Consider the following 19977-nt stretch of genomic DNA (forward strand, 5'->3'; position numbering starts at 1 on the left):
CTCTGCGAGGGGTGGCTCTACGGCTGGGGCTCCTCGGCCGAGGGGCCTTTCGGCTGGGTGGGGCCTAGTGGCGTTCGACGAGGACCGCGCTGCCCTGCCCCACGCCCACGCACATCGTGGCCAGCCCGCGGTCGGCGCCCGTGCGGCGCATGCGGTGGAGCAGTGTGGTGAGGATGCGGGCGCCGGAGCAGCCGAGCGGGTGACCCAGCGCGATGGCGCCACCGGTGGGGTTGACCAGGTCGGGGTCGATGCCGAGCTGGTCGACGCAGGCGAGGGCCTGGGCGGCGAACGCCTCGTTGAACTCGGCCTCGGCGAGGTCGCCGATGCTCCAGCCCGCCCGGGCCAGCACCTTGCGGGTGGCGGGGACCGGGCCGATGCCCATGACGTCGGGGTGGACTCCGGCCGAGCCGCCCGCGACGTAGCGGCCCAGCGACTCCAGGCCGAGGTCGTTCAACGCCTCCTCGCTGACCAGGAGGAGGCCCGCGGCACCGTCGTTCATCGGGGAGGCGTTGCCCGCGGTGACCGTGCCGCCGGGGCGGAAGACAGGCTTGAGACGGCCCAGCTTCTCCAGGGAGGTGTCCTCGCGGACGCACTCGTCGGTGTCGACGACCACGCCGTCGGGCCGCTCGACGGGGAGGATCTCGTCGTCGAAGCGGCCGTTCTTCCGGGCCTCGGCGGCCAGTCGGTGGCTGCGCAGGGCGAACGCGTCCTGGCGTTCGCGCGGGACGCCGTACCGCTCGGCGACCTCCTCGGCCGTCTCGCCCATGGCGAGCAGGCCGTGCAGGTCCTTCATCGCCGGGTTGACCAGGCGCCAGCCGAGCCGGGTGTCGGCGGTCTCGATGCGGTGCGGCAGCGCCTCGTCGGGGCGGGGCAGCACGAAGGGGGCGCGGCTCATGGACTCGGAGCCGCCCGCGAGGACGATGTCGGCCTCGCCCGCGGCGATGGTGCGGGCGGCGGCGGTGACGGCCTCGAGGCCGGAGGCGCACAGCCGGTTCACGGTGGCGCCGGGCACGGTCTCGGGCAGGCCCGCGAGCAGCGCGGCCATGCGGGCGACGTTGCGGTTGTCCTCGCCCGCCTGGTTGGCGGCGCCCCAGTACACGTCGTCGATCCGGGCGGGGTCGAGCGCGGGCACGTCGGCGACCAGGCCGCGGATCACGGCGGCGGCGAGGTCGTCCGGCCGGACGGTGGACAGCGCGCCGCGCAGCTTGCCGATCGGGGTGCGGCGGGCGGCCGCGAAGTGGACGGGACGCACGAGGGACTCCTGACCGTCGTCGCGCGGTCGCCGGACGGCGCACCGCCGCCGTGTCGACCACCACGAACCTTGATGAGCACTACCCTTAATTAGCACTGCTAGTTTTGGACTATAGACCGCCGGACGGCGTCCTGGGAAGATCCTCCGGACGACGTCACCGACGTCACCGACGCAGCCGGAGGAGACATGGCCGAGGCCCGCGAGCACACGCTGACCGGAACGCGGGGGCGGATCGCCGTCCGCGCATGGCCCTCCGGGCACCCGCGCTACGTCGCACTGCTGGTCCACGGTTACGGCGAGCACACCGGGCGCTACGAGGAGGTGGCCGGCGTCCTGACCGGCCACGGCGCGGCCGTCTACGCGCCGGACCACACCGGGCACGGGCGCTCGGACGGCGAGCGGGTGGTCGTCGAGGACTTCGAGGACGTGGTCACCGACGTCCACGCCGTCGCCGAGCTGGCGCGGGCCGCCCACCCCGGCCTGCCGGTCGTCATGGTCGGGCACTCCATGGGCGGCCTCATCGCCGCCCGCTACGCCCAGCGCCACCCCGGCGAGCTCACGGCCCTGGTGCTGTCGGGGCCCGTCATCGGCGACTGGGGGCTGCCGCGCCGGCTGCTCGCCCTGGAGGAGATCCCCGACACCCCGATCAGCCCGGCCTCGCTCTCCCGCGACCCGTCGGTGGGAGCCGCGTACGCCGCGGACCCGCTGGTCTGGCACGGCCCGATGAAGCGGCCGACCCTGGAGGCGTTCGTGCGGACGCTGGCGACCGTGGCCGGCGGCGGCGACGTGGGGCGGCTGCCGCTGCTGTGGGTGCACGGGGACGACGACCGGCTGGTGCCGCTGCCCGGCAGCCGGGTCGGCGTCGAGCCGCTGAGCGGCGGCGACCTGACCGAGCGGATCTACCCGGGCGCCCGGCACGAGGTCTTCAACGAGACGAACCGGGCGGAGGTCTTCGCCGACGTCACGCGCTTCCTGGACGGCGTGCTCGCCCGCTGACGCGGCGGGCGTTTGCCTCTCGCACTCCTTGGGCACCCGCGCCCGCATGGAGTGGTTGCGCCGCGCCGCCTGCGTGGATGAGGACCCCGATCTGTTCTTCCCGGTGGGCACCACCGGGCCCGCCCTGCGGGACACGGAGGCCGCCAAGCGCGTGTGCGCCAGATGCGCGGTGACGCCCGAGTGCCTGGCCTTCGCCCTGCGATCGGGGCAGACCTCCGGCGTCTGGGGCGGCACCGACGAGGCGGAGCGCGTCGCCCTGCTCCGGCTGACCACGCAGCACGCACGTACGCACGACGAAATGAGGGACACCTCATGGCCGACGCCCTCGAACTCGACGCGCTGTGGGAGGACTTCCACCGCGTCGTGAACATGACCTCCGCGGAACTCGCGGACTGGCTCCGGGTAAGCGACTCCGGCGAGCTGACCGAGCCGCTGCCGGACGACGCCGGTCCGCCGCTCGGACAGCACGTCCTCGCGATCCTGCAAAAGCGGCGCACCGACCTCACGGAGGACGACCTGCGCGCCATGCGCGAGGTCGTGGACACCGTGACCTCGCAGACCGACCTGGAGAACGAGCCCGTGTCCGACGACACCCGGCTCAGGCACCGGCTCATGACGGTCGGTCACGACCCGCTGAAGCCGTAGCCGTGGCCGCCGACCAGCGCCGGACGGTGCGCGAACTCGTCGACGCGCACGGGCAGACGTACGCCGAGGAGGCGGGCATCCGGCTCAAGGACACCCCGCAGCCGCTGTACCGGCTGCTGGTCCTCGCGCACCTGCTCAGCGCCCGCATCAGCGCGTCCATCGCGGTCGCCACCGCCCGTGCCCTGAGCGAGGCGGGACTGCGCGATGCGCGCCGCATGGCCGGGGCCACCTGGCAGCAGCGGGTGGACGCGCTCGGCCGGGGCGGCTACCGGCGCTACGACGAGCGCACCGCCACCCAGCTCGGCGAGGCCGCCGAGCTGCTGACCGAGCGGTGGGGCGGTGACCTGCGCCGGCTCCGTGACGAGGCGGACGGCGACGTCTCCGAGCTGCGGCGGCTGCTCCAGGAGTTCCCCGGCGTCGGGCCGACCGGCGCGGACATCTTCCTGCGGGAGGCCCAGCTGGTCTGGCCGGAGGCGGGGCCCCTGCTGGACCGCAAGGCCCTCCAGGGCGCGGAGCGACTGCGGCTGCCCGGGGATCAGGACCGGGTCCTCGCTCTGGCGGGGAAGACCGAACCCGCCGTGCTCGCGGCCGCCCTGGTGCGGGCCGCGGTGGACAAGGAGGTGGCCGAGGACACCCTCGACCGCGTCGGCTGAGGGCGCCGGGCCCGGCGCCGTGGGCCGGGGGCGCCGGCCGGGGGCGCCGGGCCCGGGCGGTCCGGCCCGCTCCTGCCGCCCGGCCGAACGCCGGTCACCCGAACAGGCCCGTGCGCTGGTGCGCCCCGGGCCCCGGTGATGCGCTGAGGACACCGTTTCCCGTCCCAGGAGGCATCCCGCGATGAGCCGTCGTCCGTCCCACCCCGTCCGTCTCGTGGCCTCCGCCCTGGCGGCGGGCGCGCTGCTCGCCACAGCGGCCTGTTCGGGCGGCGGCGGGTCGGAGAACGCCTCGGACACCGCCGCCGAACAGGCCGGGGTCGCCCGGCAGAACGCGGCGGAGCAGACCCCGAGCGGCTCGCCCACGGACTCCCCGACCGGCTCCCCCAGCGCCTCCCCCGCCGCCCTCACCGAGGCCGGGGCCAAGGCCGCCCTGCTCACCGAGGCCGACCTGGAGGGCGGCTGGAACCAGGTCGAGGACGCGGACAAGTGGCGCGACCGGTTGCTCGTCGGCGAGGTCGACGTGGCCGACTTCCTCACCGCGAAGTCCAGCGCGACGGACTGCCAGGCACTGCTGGACGCCCTCTACGACGACGGCCTGCTGGGCGACCCGTCGGGACCGTCGGCCCTCACCGGCTTCGAGCAGGGCGACTCCCGCCTGCTGGAACAGGTCGCCGGGTACGACCGCGCGGGTCTGGACGCCCGGATGAAGTGGCTGCGCACCCTGCCGGACACCTGTGACGAGTTCACCGCCACCGGTTCCGGGGGTGGCGAGCGCACGGTCCAGGTGACCGAGGCGTCGGTGCCCGACGTGGGCGACGCCCGTACGGGGCTGCGGGTGACCGTCCGGGGGAACGCCGACGGCGGCCCCGCCACGCTCACCCTGGACATCGCCGCGGTCCGGGTCGACACCTCCGCCGTCACCGTCATGGGCGGCGGTCTGGACGGCGGACAGACCGACTCGGTCGAACAGGCGGTGCGCCAGGGCACCGAGCGCCTGCAGACCGTCCTGGACGGCGGGACTCCCTCTCCGCAGCCCACCCCCATGGACTGACCCCGGCCTTCACCGCATCGTGCGCACATCCGCCGAAACCCGGACAGGGTGATCACCCGGCGGCACAATGGTCCGCGACGGACGGCGCACGCGCGAAGGAGCCGAGACGTGAGCGAGAGCGACCCCGTGCCCGGCGGGCGTCCCGGTGACGTCGAGCGGGCCACCGCGCTGAGCGGCGAGCTGACCGGGCAGGGCGTGCACGGCGTGGTGCTGGCCTACGTCGACACCGCCGGGATCGCCCGGGTGAAGACCGTGCCCACCGCGAAGCTCGCCCCGGCCGCCGCCTGGGGCGTGGGCATGTCGCCGGTGTTCGACACCTTTCTGGCCGACGACTCGATCGTCACCACGGACGTCCTCGGCTCCCCCGACGGCGACCTGCGCCTCTACCCCGACCTCGACCGGCTGACCGTACTGGCGGCGCAGCCCGGCTGGGCGTGGGCGCCGGTGGACCGGATCACGCAGGAGGGGGCACCGCATCCGGCGTGCGGGCGCACCGTCCTGCGCCGCACCGTGGCGGAGGCCGCCGCGCGGCACGGCATCGCCTTCCGGGCCGCCGTCGAGATCGAGTGGGTCGTGGGGCGGGACGACACGGACGGCGACGCGTTCGTCCCGGCGGTGTCCGGACCGGCGTACGGGGCCGCCCGGCAGGTCGAGCTGAGCGACTGCGCCGCCGACCTGCTCGCGGCGCTCGCCGCGCAGGGCGTGGACGTGGAGCAGTTCCATCCCGAGTACGCGGCGGGGCAGTTCGAGGTCTCGGTGAGCGCGCTCGACCCGGTGGCGGCGGCCGACCACAGCGTGCTGGTGCGGCAGACGATCCGGGCGGTGGCCCGGCGGCACGGGCTGCGCGTCTCCTTCGCCCCGGCGGTCCTCGGACAGGGCGTCGGCAACGGCGGGCACCTCCACCTCTCCGCCTGGCGGGACGGGACGAACCTGCACGCGGGCGGCACGGGCCGGTACGGCATGACCGCGGAGGCCGAGTCCTTCGTGGCCGGGGTCCTCGGCCACCTCCCGGCGCTCACGGCGATGACCGCGCCGAGCCCGGCCAGCCGGCTGCGGCTGCGCCCCTCGCAGTGGGCCGGGGTGTTCACCGCCTGGGGCCGGGAGACCCGCGAGGCGGCGCTCAGGATCGTCACCGGCACCACCGGGGTCCGCGACCGCGCGGCGAACCTGGAGGTGAAGCCGGTCGACCTGGCCGCCAACCCCTATCTCGCCCTCGCCTCGGTGATCGCGGCCGGACTCGACGGGCTCTCCGCGTCCGCGCCGCTGCCCGCGGAGACCACCGGCGACCCGGCCCGGCTCGGCGCCGACGAGGCGGCGGCCCGGGGCGTGCGGCGGCTGCCGGTCACGCTCACGGAGTCGGTGGAGGCGTTCCGCGCCGACGGCGTACTGCGCGAGGCGCTGGGTCCGGTGCTGGCCGACGCGGTGATCGCCGTACGGCTGGGCGAGGCCCGGTCGGCCGAGGGGCTGGACGACGACGGTGTGGCGGCGGCGTACCGCTGGAAGTACTGAGATGGCCGCCGGACCCGTCGACGAGCGGCTCGCCGCGCTGGAGCTGGTGGACCACCACTGCCACGGCGCCGTCACCGGCGACCTGGACCGCGCGGGCTTCGAGTCGCTGCTCACCGAGGGCGAGGCGTGGCCCGGCGTCTCCCCCTTCGACAGCCCCGCCGGCCTCGCCGTACGCCGCCACTGCGCACCCCTGCTGGGCCTGCCGCGCCACGCCCCCGCCGACGTGTACCTGGCCCGCCGGTCCGAGCTGGGCGCCGCCGAGGTCAACCGGCGGTTTCTGCGGGCCGCGCGCACCGGCGCGTTCTGCGTGGACACGGGGTACGCCCCGCACCGGGTGACGAGTCCGGCCGAGCTGGCCGACGCGGCCGGCGCGACGGCGTACGAGGTGGTCCGGCTGGAGGGCGTCGCGGAGGCGGTGGCGGCGGACGGGGTCGAACCGGACGGGTACGCGCGGGCGTTCCGTGCCGCCGCGTGGGAGGCGGTACGGCGGCCCGGCGTGGTGGGCGTCAAGTCGGTGGCGGCCTACCGCACCGGCTTCGACCTTGACCCGGCCCGCCCCTCGCCCGCCGAGGTCACCGAGGCCGCCCGGCGCTGGCTCGCGGGCGGCGGCGCGCGGCTGGCGGACCCGGTGCTCGTGCGGCACCTGCTGTGGACCGCCGTGGATCTCGGGCGGCCGCTGCAACTGCACACCGGGTTCGGCGACGGCGACCTCCGCCTGCACCGGGCGGACCCGGCCCTGCTGACCGACTGGCTGCGCCTGACCGCCGGCACGATCCCGGTCCTGCTGCTGCACTGCTGGCCCTACCAGCGCCAGGCGGCCTACCTGTCCGCGGTCTTCGAGCGGGTGTACCTCGACGTGGGGCTCACCCTGCACCACGTGGGTCCCGCACGGGCGGGCGCGATCCTCGCCGAGGCGCTGGAGATCACCCCGTTCCGCAAGCTGCTGTACAGCTCCGACGCCTACGGGGTGGCCGAGTTCCACCACCTGGGGGCGCTGGCCTTCCGGCGGGGGCTGGCCGGGCTGCTCCAGGAGCGGCTGGACGCCGACGAGCTGTCCCTGCCGGACGCGTTGCGCCTGGCCCGCTGGGCGGGGCGGGACAACGCCCGCCGGGTCTACCGGCTGCCCGGCGGTCCGGCGGACGACGGCTGAGCGGCGTGGGACGGGTCACAGTCCCGGAGCGCCGCCCTGGAAGCACGAACGGCTGAAAGTATGATCAAGCGATGTCTGACATGACCGAAACCACGCCGGGCTGGCTGACGAGCGACGAACTCGAAATGGCGCGCGCCCGCATGCCGATCCTGTACGTCGAGGCCGTGCCCGTGCGGGTGGACGACAGCGGCGAAGTCACCAGCGTCGGCCTGCTCCTGCGCATCGGGCCCGACGGGACGGTCAGCCGGACGCTGGTCTCCGGCCGGGTGCTCCACCACGAGCGGGTTCGCGACGCCCTGCTGCGCCACCTGGAGAAGGATCTCGGGCCGGTGGCGCTGCCCCGGGTGCCGTCCTCGCTCCAGCCGTTCACGGTGGCCGAGTACTTCCCGACGCACGGGGTCACGCCGTACCACGACCCGCGGCAGCACGCGGTCTCGCTCGCCTACGTGGTTCCGGTGACCGGTGACTGCCGGCCGCGCCAGGACGCCCTGGACCTGGTCTGGTTCGATCCGCGCGAGGCGCTGTCCGAGGCGGTGCAGAGCGAGATGCCCGGCGGGCACGGGGTGCTGCTGAAGCAGGCGCTGGCACACGTGGGCTGCGTGGGCTGAACTCGCTGCGCGGCTACCGCTGCCGCCCCCGGTCGCCGTCGTCCCCGCCGTCCCCGTCGCCGCCGTCCGCGTCGCTCAGCTGCGGGTCCAGGTCGTCCCTGAGCAGGCCCCGGGATCCCGTCTGTCCGGTGCGGTAGGCCGAGCGGGCCACCAGGTGGGAGGCGACGGGGCTGGTGAGGAACTGGAAGAAGGCGATGAGCGCGAGGGTGCCCACGTCGGTGCCGTGCCGCAGCCTGAGCGCGACCCCGGCGAGGACGAGGAGCATCCCGAGGGTCTGCGGTTTGGTGGCGGCGTGGCTGCGGGAGAGCACGTCGGGGAAGCGGACCATCCCGATCACGCCGAGGAGGCATTGCAGGCAGCCGAGGAACAGCAGGACCGTTCCGGCCAGGTCGGCGGCCTGGGCCCAGGGGTTCACCGGTGGTCCTGCCGGCCGTCCGCCCGCACGGACGGCCGGTCGCGTACGGCGATGAAGCGGGCGATGCCCACCGAGCCGGTGAAGCCGAGGAAGGCGAGCACCAGCATCACGGGAAAGTAGAAGGAGTCGCGGTCGTGGGCGGCCTTGACGCCGATGCCGGCGATGATGAGCGCCGCGGCCACGTCCAGGGCGACGGCGCGGTCCAGCATCGAGGGGCCGTACCAGATCCGGTACAGCAGCAGGGCGCCGGCGACGAGGATCATCGCGAGCGAGGCGACGAGCAGGGCGTCTTCGACGGTGTGCAGGGTGGTCACGTCGGGAGGTCACCTTCCGGTACGGGGCGGGCGGCGTCGGCGATGTCCTCGGCGGTGCCGAAGGCGCGGGCGACGAGTTCCTCCATGCGCCACACCTGCCGCTGGGCGCCCTCGATCTCGCCGGGGTTGCCCGCGTCCAGGACGTGCAGGAACAGGGTGGCCGTCGAACGGCGCACCTCGATGACGGAGCCGCCGGGGACGTTGGAGACGGCGACGGCGGTGGCCGTGAGCATGAGGTCGCTGCGCACCCGCAGCGGGACGGCCACGACCGCGGCGTGGTAGGGGCCCTTGGCGAAGATCTGCCGGGTGACCTCGACGCTGGAGGAGAACATGTCGTACAGCAGGTAGGCCGCGAGGCGCAGGATGCCCAGGGGGCGCAGCCTGAGGCCGATGTCCACGGCGGGCAGCGGGAAGGCCAGGCACAGGCAGACCGCGACGAGGACGCCGTTGACGAGGTTGGCCCAGGACGGGGTGCCCCACAGCAGGATCCAGATGACGGTCAGCCAGCCGACGAGCGGCAGGTCCAGCACGCGTCGGCCGCGGCCGACGCGGAAGGACCAGCTGTAGGGGGAACGGTCGCGGAAGAGGTTGCTCACCGGCCGAGCACCGCCTCGATGTAGGGGGTGCGGGCGAGGAGTTCGGTGGCGGCGGCCTGGGTGAAGGTGGTGAGGGGGCCGCCGAGGACGGTGTACGACAGGCCGAGGGCGACGGCGGCGCCGGTGGCCATCAGCATGGGCCAGGGCAGGTGCTTGGTGGTGGTGATGGACTGCCCGAGGAAGCCCGCGGAGACCACGGCGCCCGCCGGCACCGGCAGCCCGCTCCCGAAGCCGGTGGGCCGCTCCTCGTCGTCGCCGGTGTCGTCGCCCGTGTCGTCGTCCTCGGCCGACTCCAGCACGACGCCCTCCTCCTCGGCGCCGGGTGGTGCGTCGCGCCAGAACGCGAGGTTCCAGACCTTCGCCATGACGTAGAGGGTGAGCAGGCTGGTGGCGGCGGAACCGGCAACGAGTGCCCAGGCCCAGCCGCCGCCGTCGGCGACGCCCGCGCGCATCAGACCGAGCTTGCCGATGAAGCCGGACAGCGGCGGGATGCCCGCGAGGTTCATGGCGGGGACGAAGAACAGCACGGCGAGCACCGGCGCCGTCCTCGCCAGGCCGCCGAGGCGGGTGAGTTCCGTGGTGCCGTCGCGCCGCTCGATGAGCCCGGCGACGAGGAACAGGGTGGTCTGCACGGTGATGTGGTGGGCCACGTACACGATCGCCCCGCCGATCGAGCCGCGCCCGGCGAGGGCGATGCCGAAGACCATGTAGCCGATGTGGCTGATGAGGGTGAAGGACAGCACCCGCTTCAGGTCGGTCTGGGCGACGGCGCCGAGGATGCCGACGGCCATGGAGGCGAGCGCGGCGAGCATCAGCAGGTCGCCCAGGCGGTGGCCGGGGAAGAGCAGGGTCTGGGTGCGCAGCATCGAGTACACGCCGACCTTGGTGAGCAGTCCGGCGAAGACCGCGGTGACCGGCGCGGGCGCGGTCGGGTAGGAGTCGGGCAGCCAGGCGGCGAGCGGGAAGACGGCCGCCTTGATGGCGAAGACGGTCAGCAGCATCGCCTCCAGCAGGGTGCGCACCCCGAGCGGCACCTCCTGGAGCCGCTGGGCGAGCTGCGCGAAGTTCACGGTGCCCGCGACCGCGTAGGTCATGGCGATGGCGACCAGGAAGAGCACGGAGGAGAACAGCGAGATGATCACGTACGTCGATCCGGCCCGGATGCGGGTCGCGGTGCCGCCGATGGTGAGCAGTACGAAGCTGGCGACGAGCATGATCTCGAAGCCGACGTAGAGGTTGACGAGGTCGCCGGCGAGGAAGGTGCAGGAGACGCCCGCCACCAGGATGAGGTAGGCGGGGTGGAAGACGCCGACCGGCGCCTGGTCGTCGCGGTCGGCCATGCCCTGGCCCAGCGAGTACACCAGGACGAGCAGGGTGACGGCGCTGGAGACGGTGAGCATCAGGCCCGCGAGGCGGTCGGCGACCAGGGTGATGCCGACCGGCGGTGCGAAGTCCCCGAGGTGCACGCTGAGCGGGCCGTGGCGGTCGGCGGCCACCATGAGCAGCACGGAGAGCACCAGGACCGCGCCGAGCACGGCGATGCTGATGAAGCGCTGGAAGCGGTGCAGCCGGGGTCCGATGGCCAGCTTCAGGCCGGTGACGCACAGGGGCAGCAGGACGGGGAGCGGGACGAGCGCGTTCACCTGGTTCCTTCCGTGCCGGCGCCGCCCGGGTCGTCGGGCTGGTCGGGCGGCGGGTGGCAGGAGTCCTCGCCGGGGAGCGAGTCGGGCTCGCGGCCGGTCTCCTCGGGGTCGTTGGAGGGTCCGGCGACGCGGGCCGGGGCGGGCCCGGGGCGCCCGGCGGCGTCGGTGGAGCCCAGCTCGCGGCCCACCCGGTAGTCCTCGGGGTCGGCGCCGAGGATGTCGTTCCACAGGTTCCCGGAGACGTCGTTGGCGCGGGCCTGGTAGGCGCGTTCCTCGCGGACCCGCCGGCGCAGCCGTCTGCGGGCGGCGCGGTAGCGGGCGCGCTGCTCGGCGTCGGCGCCGCCGTCCTCGGCGCGGGCCTCGCGGTAGCGGTCGCGCAGTTCGCCGCGCCGGTCGAGGAACTCGGCGCGCAGCGCGACCAGCCGGTCCTCGGTGTCGTCGCTGATCTCGTCGGAGCCGGTGACCTGGTGGCTGCGGTAGGCCATGGCGAGCAGGAAGGCGGTGGTGGCGAGGGTGATGACGATCGCGGTCAGGGCGATGGCCTGGGGCAGCGGGTCGGTGACGCGGTTGCGGATGATGTGCGGGTAGAGCAGGGGCGCCTCGCCCGCGCTGCCGGTGGCGGCGAGGACCAGCAGGTTGACGCCGTTGCCGAGGACGACGGCACCGAGCAGGATCCGGGTCAGGGAGCGGGTCAGCAGCAGGCTGGCGCCGACGGCGTTGAGGACGGCGGCGGCCACCAGCAGGGACAGGCTCACGGTCATGCGCGGCCCGCCTCCGGGCGCGGGGCGGCCCGTTCGATCTGGCGGTCGATCCGGGCGCCGAGGGCCCGCACGATGTCCAGGACGACGCCGAGTACGAGCAGATAGACGCCGCAGTCGAAGAGGACGGCGGTGGACAGGTGGGCGTCGCCCCACACGGGCAGGTGGCCGTGCCAGGTCCAGCCGTGCAGCACGGTGCCCTCGCCGAGGCCGCCGAGCGCGACCCCGGTGGACAGGAACAGGCCGAGACCGGTGAACAGGCCCGGTTTGAACGGCACCGCGTCGGCCAGTTCGTGCCGGCCGCCCGCGAGGTACCGGGCGATGAAGGCGACGCCCGCGGTCAGTCCGGCGACGAAGCCGCCGCCCGGCAGGTTCTCCGCGCACAGCAGCAGGTAGACGGAGAGGACGAGGACCGGGTGGAAGATGAGACGGGCGACGACCTCGAGGACGAGGGAGCGGCGCTCGGGGGCGAGGGTGGCGCTGGCGGCGAGCCAGTTCCGCTCGGGTGCGCCCTCGTCGCCGCTGGGCAGCCCGGCCGACTCGTAGCGGCTGGCCCGCCAGGCGGTGCGCAGTCCGGCGTGCGGATGGTCCCCGGGCAGCGGCAGTACCGGCTGTTCGGCGCCGTCGGCGCGGCGGTGCAGGTAGATGAGGCTGGTGACGCCGATCGCGGCGGCGGCGAGCACCGCGGACTCGCCCATGGTGTCCCAGGCCCGCAGATCGACCAGGATCGTGGCGACGACGTCCTTCAGCCCGTGGTGCGCGGTCTCCTCGACCATCGCGGCTCCCGCGCTGCCGGCGCGGCGGTGCCCCGCCATGATCCAGACGACGACGGCGACGGCGGCGCCGCCCGCGAGGGCCACCGGCATCCGCAGCAACCGCCGCCACCGGCTGAAGTTCTCCTCGAAGCGCACCGGCATCCGGCGCAGCACCAGCACGAAGACGATCATCGAGACGGTCTCCACGCAGAACTGGGTGAGCGCGAGGTCGGGCGCGCCCTGGGCGACGAAGAGCAGCGCGGTGCCGTATCCGGTGAGGCCGGCGAAGACGACGGCCTTCATCCGGCGCCGCACGCCCAGGCACAGCAGGGCCGCCGCGCAGGTCAGCAGGGCGACGGCGGCCTGGGCGGGATGGTCCCACAGGCGTGGGGCGGGCACCGCGGCCCAGGGTTCGTCGGCGACGAGCACGGCGATCTGACCGGCGAGGACCACGCTCATGGTCGTCACCAGGTACACCGACAGCGAGCCGCGCTGCACGAGTCCGGTGCACTGAAGGGCGGTCCGCTCCAGGGCGAGCAGCATCCGGCCGAAGACGAGGTCGGCGGAGCGCCAGGCCACCGCCTGGCCGGTCCGCCCGACGGGGCCCGCGGCGAGGAACAGCAGGACCCCGCCCGCCCAGGCGGCGCCGGACAGGCCGAGGGCGAGGCCCGCTCCGTGCCACAGCGCCAGGTGGTAGGGGTGGGCGGGCGTCGGGAACTGCCCGGCGTAGGTGCCCAGCAGGCCCTGGAGCCAGGTCACTCCGGGTCCCAGGACGAGGCAGGCCAGGGCGAGCACGGCGGGTGGGGCCAGGAAGGCCGCCGCGACGGGGTGGGCGGGGGTGTCGGGGACGCCGGGCTTGCGGGCGAAGGCGCCCCACAGGTAGCGCAGAGTGTAGGCGGTGGTCAGGGCGGAGCCGACGACGGCCGCGGCGAGCGCCCAGCGGTCACCGGTGCTTCCGTCGAGGAGCGCCTGGAAGGCGGCCTCCTTGGCGCTGAAGCCGAGCAGGGGCGGCACCGCGGCCATGGACGCTCCGGCGAGTACGGCGACGGCGCACACGGCGGGCAGCCGGCGTCCGAGGCCGGAGAGCTTGCGCAGGTCCCGGGTGCCGGTGGCGTGGTCGACGATGCCGGTGACCAGGAACAGCGGCGCCTTGAACAGGGCGTGCCCGAGGATCATGGCGGTGGCGGCGAGGCCGGTGTCGTGGCGGCCCGCGCCGGTGAGGACGGTGAGGAAGCCGAGCTGGCTGACGGTGCCGTAGGCGAGGACGAGTTTCAGGTCGTGCAGCCGCAGCGCCCGCCAGCCGCCCAGCAGCATCGTCGCCGAGCCGAGGACGAGCAGGAGCGGGCGCCAGGGCGTGATGTCGGCGAGGGCGGGGGCGAGCCGGGCGACGAGGTAGACGCCGGCCTTGACCATCGCGGCGGCGTGCAGATAGGCGCTGACGGGGGTGGGGGCGGCCATCGCGTTGGGCAGCCAGAGGCTGAAGGGCCAGATCGCGGACTTGGACAGGGCGCCGACGAGGATCAGCACGACCGCCGTGGACAGCGCGGGCGAGGGGGACGGCGGGTCGGCCAGGATCGCCGAGATGCGGTAGGTGCCCGCCTCGTGGCCCAGGAGCAGGAAGCCGACCAGCATGGTCAGTCCGCCGAGCGCGGTGACCGTCAGGGCCTGGAGGGCGCTGCGCCGGTTCCGCTTGTGGTCGCTGGTCTGGCCGATCAGCAGGTAGGAGAAGACGGTCGTCAGTTCCCAGAAGATGTAGAGCAGGACGAGGTCGTCGGCGAGCACCAGGCCGAGCATCGCCCCGGCGAAGGCGAGGAGGTTCCCGGCGAATCTGCCGAGCTGCCGCGAGCGGTCGTCGAAGTAGGAGGCGCAGTAGACCAGGACGAGGGTGCCGACACCCGCGGCGAGCAGCACCATGAGCTCGGCGAGGGCGTCCAGTCGCAGCGCCCAGTCCACGTGGTAGGACGGCAGCCAGCGCCACTCGGCGGTGTCGGCGCCGCCCGCGGCCGCCGTGCTCCAGCGGGTGGCGGCCCAGGCGGTCGCCGCGGCGGGCGGCAGGGCCAGCACGAGGAAGGCGCGGGTTCCGCACCGTCTCACCAGCGGCCCGGCGAACAGCGCGAGCGCGAAGTGGCAGAGGATGAGCGCGGACACCCGACAGTGATATATCGGGCATCTCGCCTCAGCGCCCAGGCACGCCGCAGAACGCACGATCGAGGGGCGGTTTCGGATCTCTCCGAAACCGCCCCTCGATCAACGACTGTCTCCAGTCGGGACGACAGGATTTGAACCTGCGACCCCTTGACCCCCAGTCAAGTGCGCTACCAAGCTGCGCCACGTCCCGATGCCCATCTGACCTGGGGTTTCCCCCGGTCCAACGCGCAGGAAAACCATACCGCACTCGGACCCGTGGTCGCGCATCCCTTTTCCGCGGCGGGCTCCGGCGGTGTCAGCACTTCTGGGTGCGGGACGACGGCACGGTGACGGCCGGGGCGCCGCTCGGGCCGGCCGCGGCCGGCTCCACCCGCACCAGCCCGCGCACCGCCGGTATCAGCAGCAGGGCCGCGCACACGGCGAAGCTGGTCGCACCCGCGACGAGCAGGACGTGGTCGGCGCCGAGGGCTGCCGCGGCCGGGCCCGCGAGTGCCTGGCCGACCGGCATCATCGCCAGCGAGCCCGCGACGTCGTAGGCGTGGATGCGGTTGAGGACGTCCGGCGGGACCTGGGTCTGCACGCTGGTCGCCCACATCACGCCCCAGAAGGACAGCCCGGCCCCGGCGACGGCGGCTCCGGCCGCCATGGCGGGGACGCCGAGCCCGGCGCCGACGCTCGCGGGAAAGGCGGCGAAGCCCACGAGGGCGATCGCACCGGCCCGGAGCATGCGCAGCGGCCTCAGCCGCAGGGCGAGCAGACCGCCCACGACGGTCCCCGCGCCCAGCGCGGAGTTGACCAGCCCATAGGCGCGGGGGCCGTGCTCCTGCACCACCTCGGTGGCGACCAGGGGAACGGTCGGGCCCCAGACGGCGATCATGTAGACGCCCCAGACGGCTATGACGCTCCACAGCCATCGGCGCGCCCGGAACTCCCGCCAGCCCTGCACCAGGTCGGCACGGAAGGCCTTGCTCCCGCGGCCGGACACCGACCGGCTGCCCGGCGGGAGCGGGGGCAGCCGGAGCAGCAGCAGGCACAGGGCGCTGATCGCGTACGTGGTGGCGTGGGCGGCGAAGACCCCGCCGGGCGAGGCGAAGCCGACCAGGAGGCCGGCCGCCGCGGGGCCGGCGAGCTGGGCGGCGGACTCGGCCACGCGTATCGCGCCGTTGGCGCCCTGGACGTCGGAGGCGAGCCGGGGCACGGTGCTGGCGACGCCGGGCTGGAAGACGGCGCTCGCGACCCCGTTGGCGAACCCAATGGCGCAGATCTGCCAGAGCACGACGTGCCCGGAGAAGAAGAGCGCGGCGGCCAGGGACTGGGTGCCGACCCGGACCAGGTCGGCGCCGATCATCAGTTTGCGGGTGCTGAAGCGGTCCGCGAGGACTCCGCCGAAGACGACCAGACCGGCGAAGGCGGCGGCCGTCGCGGCCATGGCGAGACCGACCGCGCCCGCCCCGTACCCGTGCTGGAGCAGTCCGGCGGCGAGCGCGACGGGCAGCATGGTGTCGCCGAGCCGGGCCACGGCCCGGGCGGCGAAGAACAAGGCGAAGTCCCGCGACCAGACGGCTCGCGCCGCCGTCGGCCGCGACGACGTACCGGCCTTCACGTGCATCCCCTCCCCGTCAGCGCTCCCGTCGCACCGTACGTCCGACAGCCGGGACCCCCCTCCGGTCCCGGCTGTCGCGCACGTATTCGGATCATGCCATGGGGCACTGACAACGCCCGAGGGGTTTTCAGCCCCCGGCCGGCAGCCCCAGTCCGGGGTGGGCGTCGAGCAGCCGGGGCGGGGCCGCCTGGCGCCAGGAGTCGGCGAGGATGTCGCGCAGCTCGTCCTCGCCCTCCAGGGCGGCGAGCCGGGCCCGCACCCAGGCGAACTGCGCCTCGTGCGTGGCGATCCAGAACTTCTCCGGCTCGGCCAGCACCAGTTCGTCGCGCTCCTCCTTGGGGCAGCGCACCGCGAGGGAGGTCTCCTCCTCGGGCAGGGTCGCGAACATCTTCCCCGCGACCCGGAAGGTGGGCATGCTCCAGGCGGTCTTCTCCGTGGTGTCCGGCAGGGACAGGGCGATTCGGCGTACGTCTTCTGCGTCCGGCATGACAGGCACGGTAGCCGCCGCCACCGACAGTCACCCGGCGACGGCGCCCGCGGCCGCGGGCACGCCGAGCTGCTTGAAGTAGAGGGTCGTCGGCCGCAGTTCCCCGCGCGGGTCGGCCGCGTAGTCGGGAATCGTGCCGGCCCGGGTCCACCCGGCGGACCGGTACAGGCGCTCGGCGGGGCTGCCGGTCTCGGTGTCCAGGTGGAGGAGGGTGAGGCCGGCCGCCGCGGCCGCCTCCTCCGCGGTGGTCAGCAGCCGGCGGCCCAGCCCCCGGCCGCGGGCCTCGCGGGACACCATGAGCTTGACCAGCTCCGCGCGGTGGCGGCTGTTGGGCTTGTCCGGCAGGGCGAGGCTCACGGTCCCGGTCACCCGCTCCCCCCCTCGCGCCACCCAGACGGCGAGCCGCCCGGCGGCCACGGCGGCGGCCCGCTCCCGCCACCAGTCCGCGGCCTCGGCGTGGTCCAGCGGGGCGAGGAAGCCGATGGAGGCGCCGCCCGCGACGGTGTCGGTGAGCAGACCGGCCAGCCCGTCCAGCAGCTCCGTCACCCGGTACGCGTCGGCCCGGTCCACGATCACGGCAGCACCACCGCCAGCGCGTAGCGCGCGCCCTCGGGTCCCGCGCTGCGGAACCGCGTCGGCCCCCACACGCGCATCCGCAGGCAGTCCCCGGCGGCGAGGTGGTGCGCCACGTCCCCCACCGTGATCTCCAGGGCCCCTTCCAGGACCCAGACGTGCTGTTCCAGGCCGGGCACGGGCGGCCGGTCGTAGGCGATGTCGGCGCCCGCGGCGAGCCGTCCCTCGACCAGTTCGCCGCGGAGTCCGGCGTGCGGCGGCGACACCGAGCGGCGTACGAACCCGGCCGGGCGGTCCTCCCATCGGGGCTGCTCGGCGGCCCGCACCAGCAGCGCGGGTGCCGCCTCGACCTCGCTGAGCAGTCGGGACATGGTCCGTCCGTAGACCGCGCACAGCCGGTTCAGTACGGCGGCGGTGGGGCTGGTCTCGGCCCGCTCGGCCCGCGACAGCGTGGAGCGGCTCACCCCGCTGCGCTCCGCCAGCTCCCCCAGCGACCAGCCGCGTTCGGCCCGCAGTTCGGCGAGGCGGGCGGCGAGCCGGGCGTCCACCGGATCCGGATCGAGGGCGGGGTCCGGGGCCGGACCCGCGGCAAGGCCGCGGTCTTCGTCTCTCATATCCGGGAGGTTATCCCGGATATGAGACACACGGGTTACGGAAGCCTCACACCCGGGCCGCCTCGCCGAGCGCGTCCAGCACCTGGCGGATCAGCGGATGCTCCTCCGCTCCCCGGCGTACGGCCGCGAACACGCGGCGGGTCGGCGCGACCCCGTCGACCGGGCGCACCACCACGCCGGTGAGGTCGGTGCCGTGCAGCGCCGAGCGCGGGACGAGCGCCACCCCGGCGTCGGCCGCGGCCAGGGACACCACCGCGCGGAAGTCGTCCGAGGAGTGTTCGAGGCGGGGCTGGAACCCGGCGTGCTCGCAGGCCAGCACGACCACGTCGTGGCACGGGTTGCCCGGGTAGGGGCCGATCCAGGTGTCCTTGGCCAGCTCGGCGAGCGGCACCTCCGCGGCGTCGGCGAGGCGGTGGGCGACCGGCACGACCGCGTCGAAGGGCTCGGCGTACAGGGGGACGTGGGTCAGCCGCGGGTCGTCGGCGGACGGCGCCCCGCGGTACTCGACGGCGACGGCCACGTCGACCTGCCGGTCCAGGACCATCGGCAGGCTGGCGTCGCCCTCGGCGTCCTGGACGCGGATGCGAATGCCGGGCGCCGAGTCGGCGAGGCGGGCCAGGGCGGGCGCGACCACGAGGGCGATGCCGGTCGCGAAGGAGGCGACGGTGACCGTGCCGGCCTCGCCCGAGCCGTACGCCGCCAGCTCGGCCTCCGCCCGCTCCAGCTGGGCGAGGACGGCGTTGGTGTGGCTGAGCAGGATCTCGCCGGCCGGGGTCAGCCGTACGCCCTTGGCGCCGCGCTCGACCAGCCGGTGCCCGGTCTCCTGCTCCAGCGCGGCCAGCTGCTGGGAGACCGCCGACGGGGTGAGGTACAGCGCGGCGGCGGCCGCCGTGACGGTGCGGTGGTCCGCCACCGCTCGCAGGATGTGCAGCCGCCGCGCCTCGATCATGGGATCGATTCTCTCAGGTCACCGGGGCTTTTCAGGCCGCGAGCCGCTCCCGGGCGGCCACGAAGGCGTCCACCGCGCGGTTGACGTCGTCCGTGGAGTGGGCGGCGGACAGCTGGACGCGGATGCGGGCCTTGTCCTGCGGGACGACCGGGTAGGAGAACCCGATCACGTACACGCCGCGTTCCAGGAGCAGCTCCGCCATGCGGCCCGCCTGCGTCGCGTCGCCGATCATGACGGGCGCGATGGGGTGGTCGCCGGGGAGGATGTCGAAGCCCTCCTCGGTCATCCGGCGGCGGAACAGGGCGGTGTTCTCGGCGAGCCGTACGCGCAGGTCGTCGGCCGACTCCAGCAGGTCGAGCACCTTGAGGGAGGCGGCGGCGATCACCGGGGCGAGGGTGTTGGAGAAGAGGTACGGCCTGGAGCGCTGGCGCAGCAGGGCGACGATCTCGGCGCGGGCCGCGACGTAACCGCCGGAGGCGCCGCCGAGCGCCTTGCCGAGGGTGCCGGTGATGATGTCGACGCGGTCCATGACGCCGTGCAGCTCGGGGGTGCCGCGGCCGCCGGGGCCGACGAAGCCGACGGCGTGCGAGTCGTCGACCATGACCATGGCGTCGTAGCGGTCGGCGAGGTCGCAGATCTCGGCGAGCGGGGCGACGTAGCCGTCCATGGAGAAGACGCCGTCGGTGACGATGAGGCGGCGCCGGGCGTCGGACGCGTCCTTGAGCTGCCGCTCCAGGTCGGCGAGGTCGCGGTTGGCATAGCGGAAGCGGCGGGCCTTGGACAGCCGGATGCCGTCGATGATCGAGGCGTGGTTGAGGGCGTCGGAGATCACCGCGTCCTCAGGGCCGAGGAGGGTCTCGAAGACGCCGCCGTTGGCGTCGAAGCAGGAGGAGTAGAGGATCGTGTCCTCCTGGCCGAGGAACGCGGAGAGCCTGGCCTCCAGTTCCTTGTGCACCTCCTGGGTGCCGCAGATGAAGCGGACGGAGGCCATGCCGTAGCCCCAGCGGTCCAGCGCCTCGTGGGCGGCGGCGACGACCTCGGGGTGGTCGGCGAGGCCGAGGTAGTTGTTGGCGCAGAAGTTGAGGACCTCGCCGGGGCGGCCGCCGGCGGTGACGTTGACGGTCGCGGACTGCGGGGTGCCGATGACGCGCTCGGGCTTGTGCAGGCCGGCGGCGCGGATCTCGTCGAGGGTGGCGCGCAGGTCGTCGCGCACGGAGTCGAACATGTCGGGAGCTCCTGGAGATACGGGAGTGGGAGG

At 74.4% G+C, this 19977-nt stretch carries 21 protein-coding genes and 1 tRNA gene; 8 read left to right on the plus strand and 14 right to left on the minus strand.

Going from position 1 to position 19977, the window contains the following annotated elements:
• Window positions 1-64 precede the first annotated feature (64 nt).
• Window positions 65-1252: a thiolase family protein gene (locus tag B9W62_RS04975; protein WP_087805542.1), complete on the minus strand. Its 1188-nt coding sequence runs from the start codon at window positions 1250-1252 to the stop codon at window positions 65-67.
• Between the two features lie 186 nt (window positions 1253-1438).
• Here B9W62_RS04975 and B9W62_RS04980 point away from each other — a divergent pair, with 186 nt between their 5' ends.
• The 8 genes from B9W62_RS04980 to B9W62_RS05015 all read left to right on the plus strand — a co-directional run bounded on the left by B9W62_RS04980 (window position 1439) and on the right by B9W62_RS05015 (window position 7864).
• Complete coding sequence (locus tag B9W62_RS04980) at window positions 1439-2248, plus strand: alpha/beta hydrolase (RefSeq protein ID WP_087805543.1); 810 nt, start codon at window positions 1439-1441, stop codon at window positions 2246-2248.
• 46 nt (window positions 2249-2294) lie between these two features.
• Entirely contained in the window at window positions 2295-2615 is a 321-nt protein-coding gene (locus B9W62_RS04985) for a WhiB family transcriptional regulator (RefSeq protein WP_256976188.1), read from the plus strand.
• Window positions 2561-2893 carry a DUF3140 domain-containing protein gene (locus B9W62_RS04990; protein ID WP_087805545.1) on the plus strand — a complete coding sequence of 111 codons (333 nt, stop codon included), beginning with the start codon at window positions 2561-2563 and terminating at the stop codon, window positions 2891-2893. Before B9W62_RS04985 ends, B9W62_RS04990 begins: the two co-directional genes overlap by 55 nt.
• A 2-nt stretch (window positions 2894-2895) precedes the next feature.
• Entirely contained in the window at window positions 2896-3546 is a 651-nt protein-coding gene (locus B9W62_RS04995; protein WP_087805547.1) for an HhH-GDP family DNA glycosylase, read from the plus strand.
• 181 nt (window positions 3547-3727) lie between these two features.
• Window positions 3728-4597 carry a hypothetical protein gene (locus tag B9W62_RS05000; protein ID WP_087805549.1) on the plus strand — a complete coding sequence of 290 codons (870 nt, stop codon included), beginning with the start codon at window positions 3728-3730 and terminating at the stop codon, window positions 4595-4597.
• A gap of 108 nt (window positions 4598-4705) precedes the next feature.
• Window positions 4706-6106 (plus strand): type I glutamate--ammonia ligase, encoded by a 1401-nt coding sequence (locus B9W62_RS05005; RefSeq protein ID WP_087805552.1) that lies wholly within the window; start codon window positions 4706-4708, stop codon window positions 6104-6106.
• A 1-nt stretch (window position 6107) separates the two neighbouring features.
• The gene (locus B9W62_RS05010) at window positions 6108-7256 is read left to right on the plus strand and encodes an amidohydrolase family protein (protein WP_087805554.1); all 1149 of its coding nucleotides are present in this window, start codon (window positions 6108-6110) and stop codon (window positions 7254-7256) included.
• 80 nt (window positions 7257-7336) lie between these two features.
• Complete coding sequence (locus tag B9W62_RS05015) at window positions 7337-7864, plus strand: NUDIX hydrolase family protein (RefSeq protein ID WP_161378720.1); 528 nt, start codon at window positions 7337-7339, stop codon at window positions 7862-7864.
• Window positions 7865-7877: 13 nt separating this feature from the next.
• Here the strand turns inward: B9W62_RS05015 and mnhG are convergent, their stop codons facing one another.
• The 13 genes from mnhG to B9W62_RS05080 all read right to left on the minus strand — a co-directional run bounded on the left by mnhG (window position 7878) and on the right by B9W62_RS05080 (window position 19944).
• A complete protein-coding gene (gene mnhG / locus B9W62_RS05020) occupies window positions 7878-8279 on the minus strand; it encodes a monovalent cation/H(+) antiporter subunit G (RefSeq protein ID WP_087805558.1) in 402 nt (133 codons plus the stop codon).
• The gene (locus B9W62_RS05025) at window positions 8276-8593 is read right to left on the minus strand and encodes an MrpF/PhaF family protein (RefSeq protein ID WP_087805560.1); all 318 of its coding nucleotides are present in this window, start codon (window positions 8591-8593) and stop codon (window positions 8276-8278) included. The genes mnhG and B9W62_RS05025 overlap by 4 nt, the downstream gene beginning before the upstream one ends.
• On the minus strand, window positions 8590-9189 hold the full coding sequence (locus tag B9W62_RS05030) for a Na+/H+ antiporter subunit E (RefSeq protein ID WP_087805562.1): 600 nt from the start codon (window positions 9187-9189) through the stop codon (window positions 8590-8592). Before B9W62_RS05030 ends, B9W62_RS05025 begins: the two co-directional genes overlap by 4 nt.
• Window positions 9186-10832: a Na+/H+ antiporter subunit D gene (locus B9W62_RS05035; RefSeq protein ID WP_087805564.1), complete on the minus strand. Its 1647-nt coding sequence runs from the start codon at window positions 10830-10832 to the stop codon at window positions 9186-9188. The genes B9W62_RS05030 and B9W62_RS05035 overlap by 4 nt, the downstream gene beginning before the upstream one ends.
• Window positions 10829-11593, minus strand: coding sequence for a Na(+)/H(+) antiporter subunit C (locus tag B9W62_RS05040; RefSeq protein ID WP_087805565.1), 765 nt, complete (start codon window positions 11591-11593; stop codon window positions 10829-10831). The genes B9W62_RS05035 and B9W62_RS05040 overlap by 4 nt, the downstream gene beginning before the upstream one ends.
• The gene (locus B9W62_RS05045) at window positions 11590-14493 is read right to left on the minus strand and encodes a Na+/H+ antiporter subunit A (RefSeq protein ID WP_087805567.1); all 2904 of its coding nucleotides are present in this window, start codon (window positions 14491-14493) and stop codon (window positions 11590-11592) included. The genes B9W62_RS05040 and B9W62_RS05045 overlap by 4 nt, the downstream gene beginning before the upstream one ends.
• A 116-nt stretch (window positions 14494-14609) precedes the next feature.
• Window positions 14610-14683 (minus strand) — tRNA-Pro (locus B9W62_RS05050).
• Between the two features lie 105 nt (window positions 14684-14788).
• Window positions 14789-16102 carry an MFS transporter gene (locus tag B9W62_RS05055; protein ID WP_087805569.1) on the minus strand — a complete coding sequence of 438 codons (1314 nt, stop codon included), beginning with the start codon at window positions 16100-16102 and terminating at the stop codon, window positions 14789-14791.
• A gap of 121 nt (window positions 16103-16223) precedes the next feature.
• Entirely contained in the window at window positions 16224-16583 is a 360-nt protein-coding gene (locus B9W62_RS05060) for an MmcQ/YjbR family DNA-binding protein (protein WP_179235356.1), read from the minus strand.
• A 30-nt stretch (window positions 16584-16613) separates the two neighbouring features.
• A complete protein-coding gene (locus tag B9W62_RS05065) occupies window positions 16614-17159 on the minus strand; it encodes a GNAT family N-acetyltransferase (protein ID WP_087805572.1) in 546 nt (181 codons plus the stop codon).
• The gene (locus tag B9W62_RS05070; RefSeq protein ID WP_087805574.1) at window positions 17156-17770 is read right to left on the minus strand and encodes a helix-turn-helix domain-containing protein; all 615 of its coding nucleotides are present in this window, start codon (window positions 17768-17770) and stop codon (window positions 17156-17158) included. The genes B9W62_RS05065 and B9W62_RS05070 overlap by 4 nt, the downstream gene beginning before the upstream one ends.
• Window positions 17771-17816: 46 nt before the next feature.
• Complete coding sequence (locus B9W62_RS05075; RefSeq protein WP_087805576.1) at window positions 17817-18719, minus strand: LysR family transcriptional regulator; 903 nt, start codon at window positions 18717-18719, stop codon at window positions 17817-17819.
• 31 nt (window positions 18720-18750) lie between these two features.
• Entirely contained in the window at window positions 18751-19944 is a 1194-nt protein-coding gene (locus tag B9W62_RS05080; RefSeq protein ID WP_087805578.1) for a glycine C-acetyltransferase, read from the minus strand.
• Between the last annotated feature and the right edge of the window lie 33 nt (window positions 19945-19977).

Source organism: Streptomyces sp. CS113 (genome assembly GCF_002188365.1).
Taxonomy (GTDB): Bacteria; Actinomycetota; Actinomycetes; order Streptomycetales; family Streptomycetaceae; genus Streptomyces; species Streptomyces tendae.

Excerpts from the sequence above, each read along its gene's own strand:
- B9W62_RS04980 (WP_087805543.1), top strand. The coding sequence starts at position 1,439 with ATGGCCGAGGCCCGCGAGCACACGCTGACCGGAACGCGGGGGCGGATC.
- B9W62_RS04985 (WP_256976188.1), top strand. The coding sequence starts at position 2,295 with ATGGAGTGGTTGCGCCGCGCCGCCTGCGTGGATGAGGACCCCGATCTG.
- B9W62_RS04990 (WP_087805545.1), top strand. The coding sequence starts at position 2,561 with ATGGCCGACGCCCTCGAACTCGACGCGCTGTGGGAGGACTTCCACCGC.
- B9W62_RS05000 (WP_087805549.1), top strand. The coding sequence starts at position 3,728 with ATGAGCCGTCGTCCGTCCCACCCCGTCCGTCTCGTGGCCTCCGCCCTG.
- B9W62_RS05010 (WP_087805554.1), top strand. The coding sequence starts at position 6,108 with ATGGCCGCCGGACCCGTCGACGAGCGGCTCGCCGCGCTGGAGCTGGTG.
- B9W62_RS05015 (WP_161378720.1), top strand. The coding sequence starts at position 7,337 with ATGACCGAAACCACGCCGGGCTGGCTGACGAGCGACGAACTCGAAATG.
- B9W62_RS05040 (WP_087805565.1), bottom strand. The coding sequence starts at position 11,593 with ATGACCGTGAGCCTGTCCCTGCTGGTGGCCGCCGCCGTCCTCAACGCC.
- B9W62_RS05055 (WP_087805569.1), bottom strand. The coding sequence starts at position 16,102 with ATGCACGTGAAGGCCGGTACGTCGTCGCGGCCGACGGCGGCGCGAGCC.
- B9W62_RS05060 (WP_179235356.1), bottom strand. The coding sequence starts at position 16,583 with ATGCCGGACGCAGAAGACGTACGCCGAATCGCCCTGTCCCTGCCGGAC.
- B9W62_RS05070 (WP_087805574.1), bottom strand. The coding sequence starts at position 17,770 with ATGAGAGACGAAGACCGCGGCCTTGCCGCGGGTCCGGCCCCGGACCCC.
- B9W62_RS05075 (WP_087805576.1), bottom strand. The coding sequence starts at position 18,719 with ATGATCGAGGCGCGGCGGCTGCACATCCTGCGAGCGGTGGCGGACCAC.
- B9W62_RS05080 (WP_087805578.1), bottom strand. The coding sequence starts at position 19,944 with ATGTTCGACTCCGTGCGCGACGACCTGCGCGCCACCCTCGACGAGATC.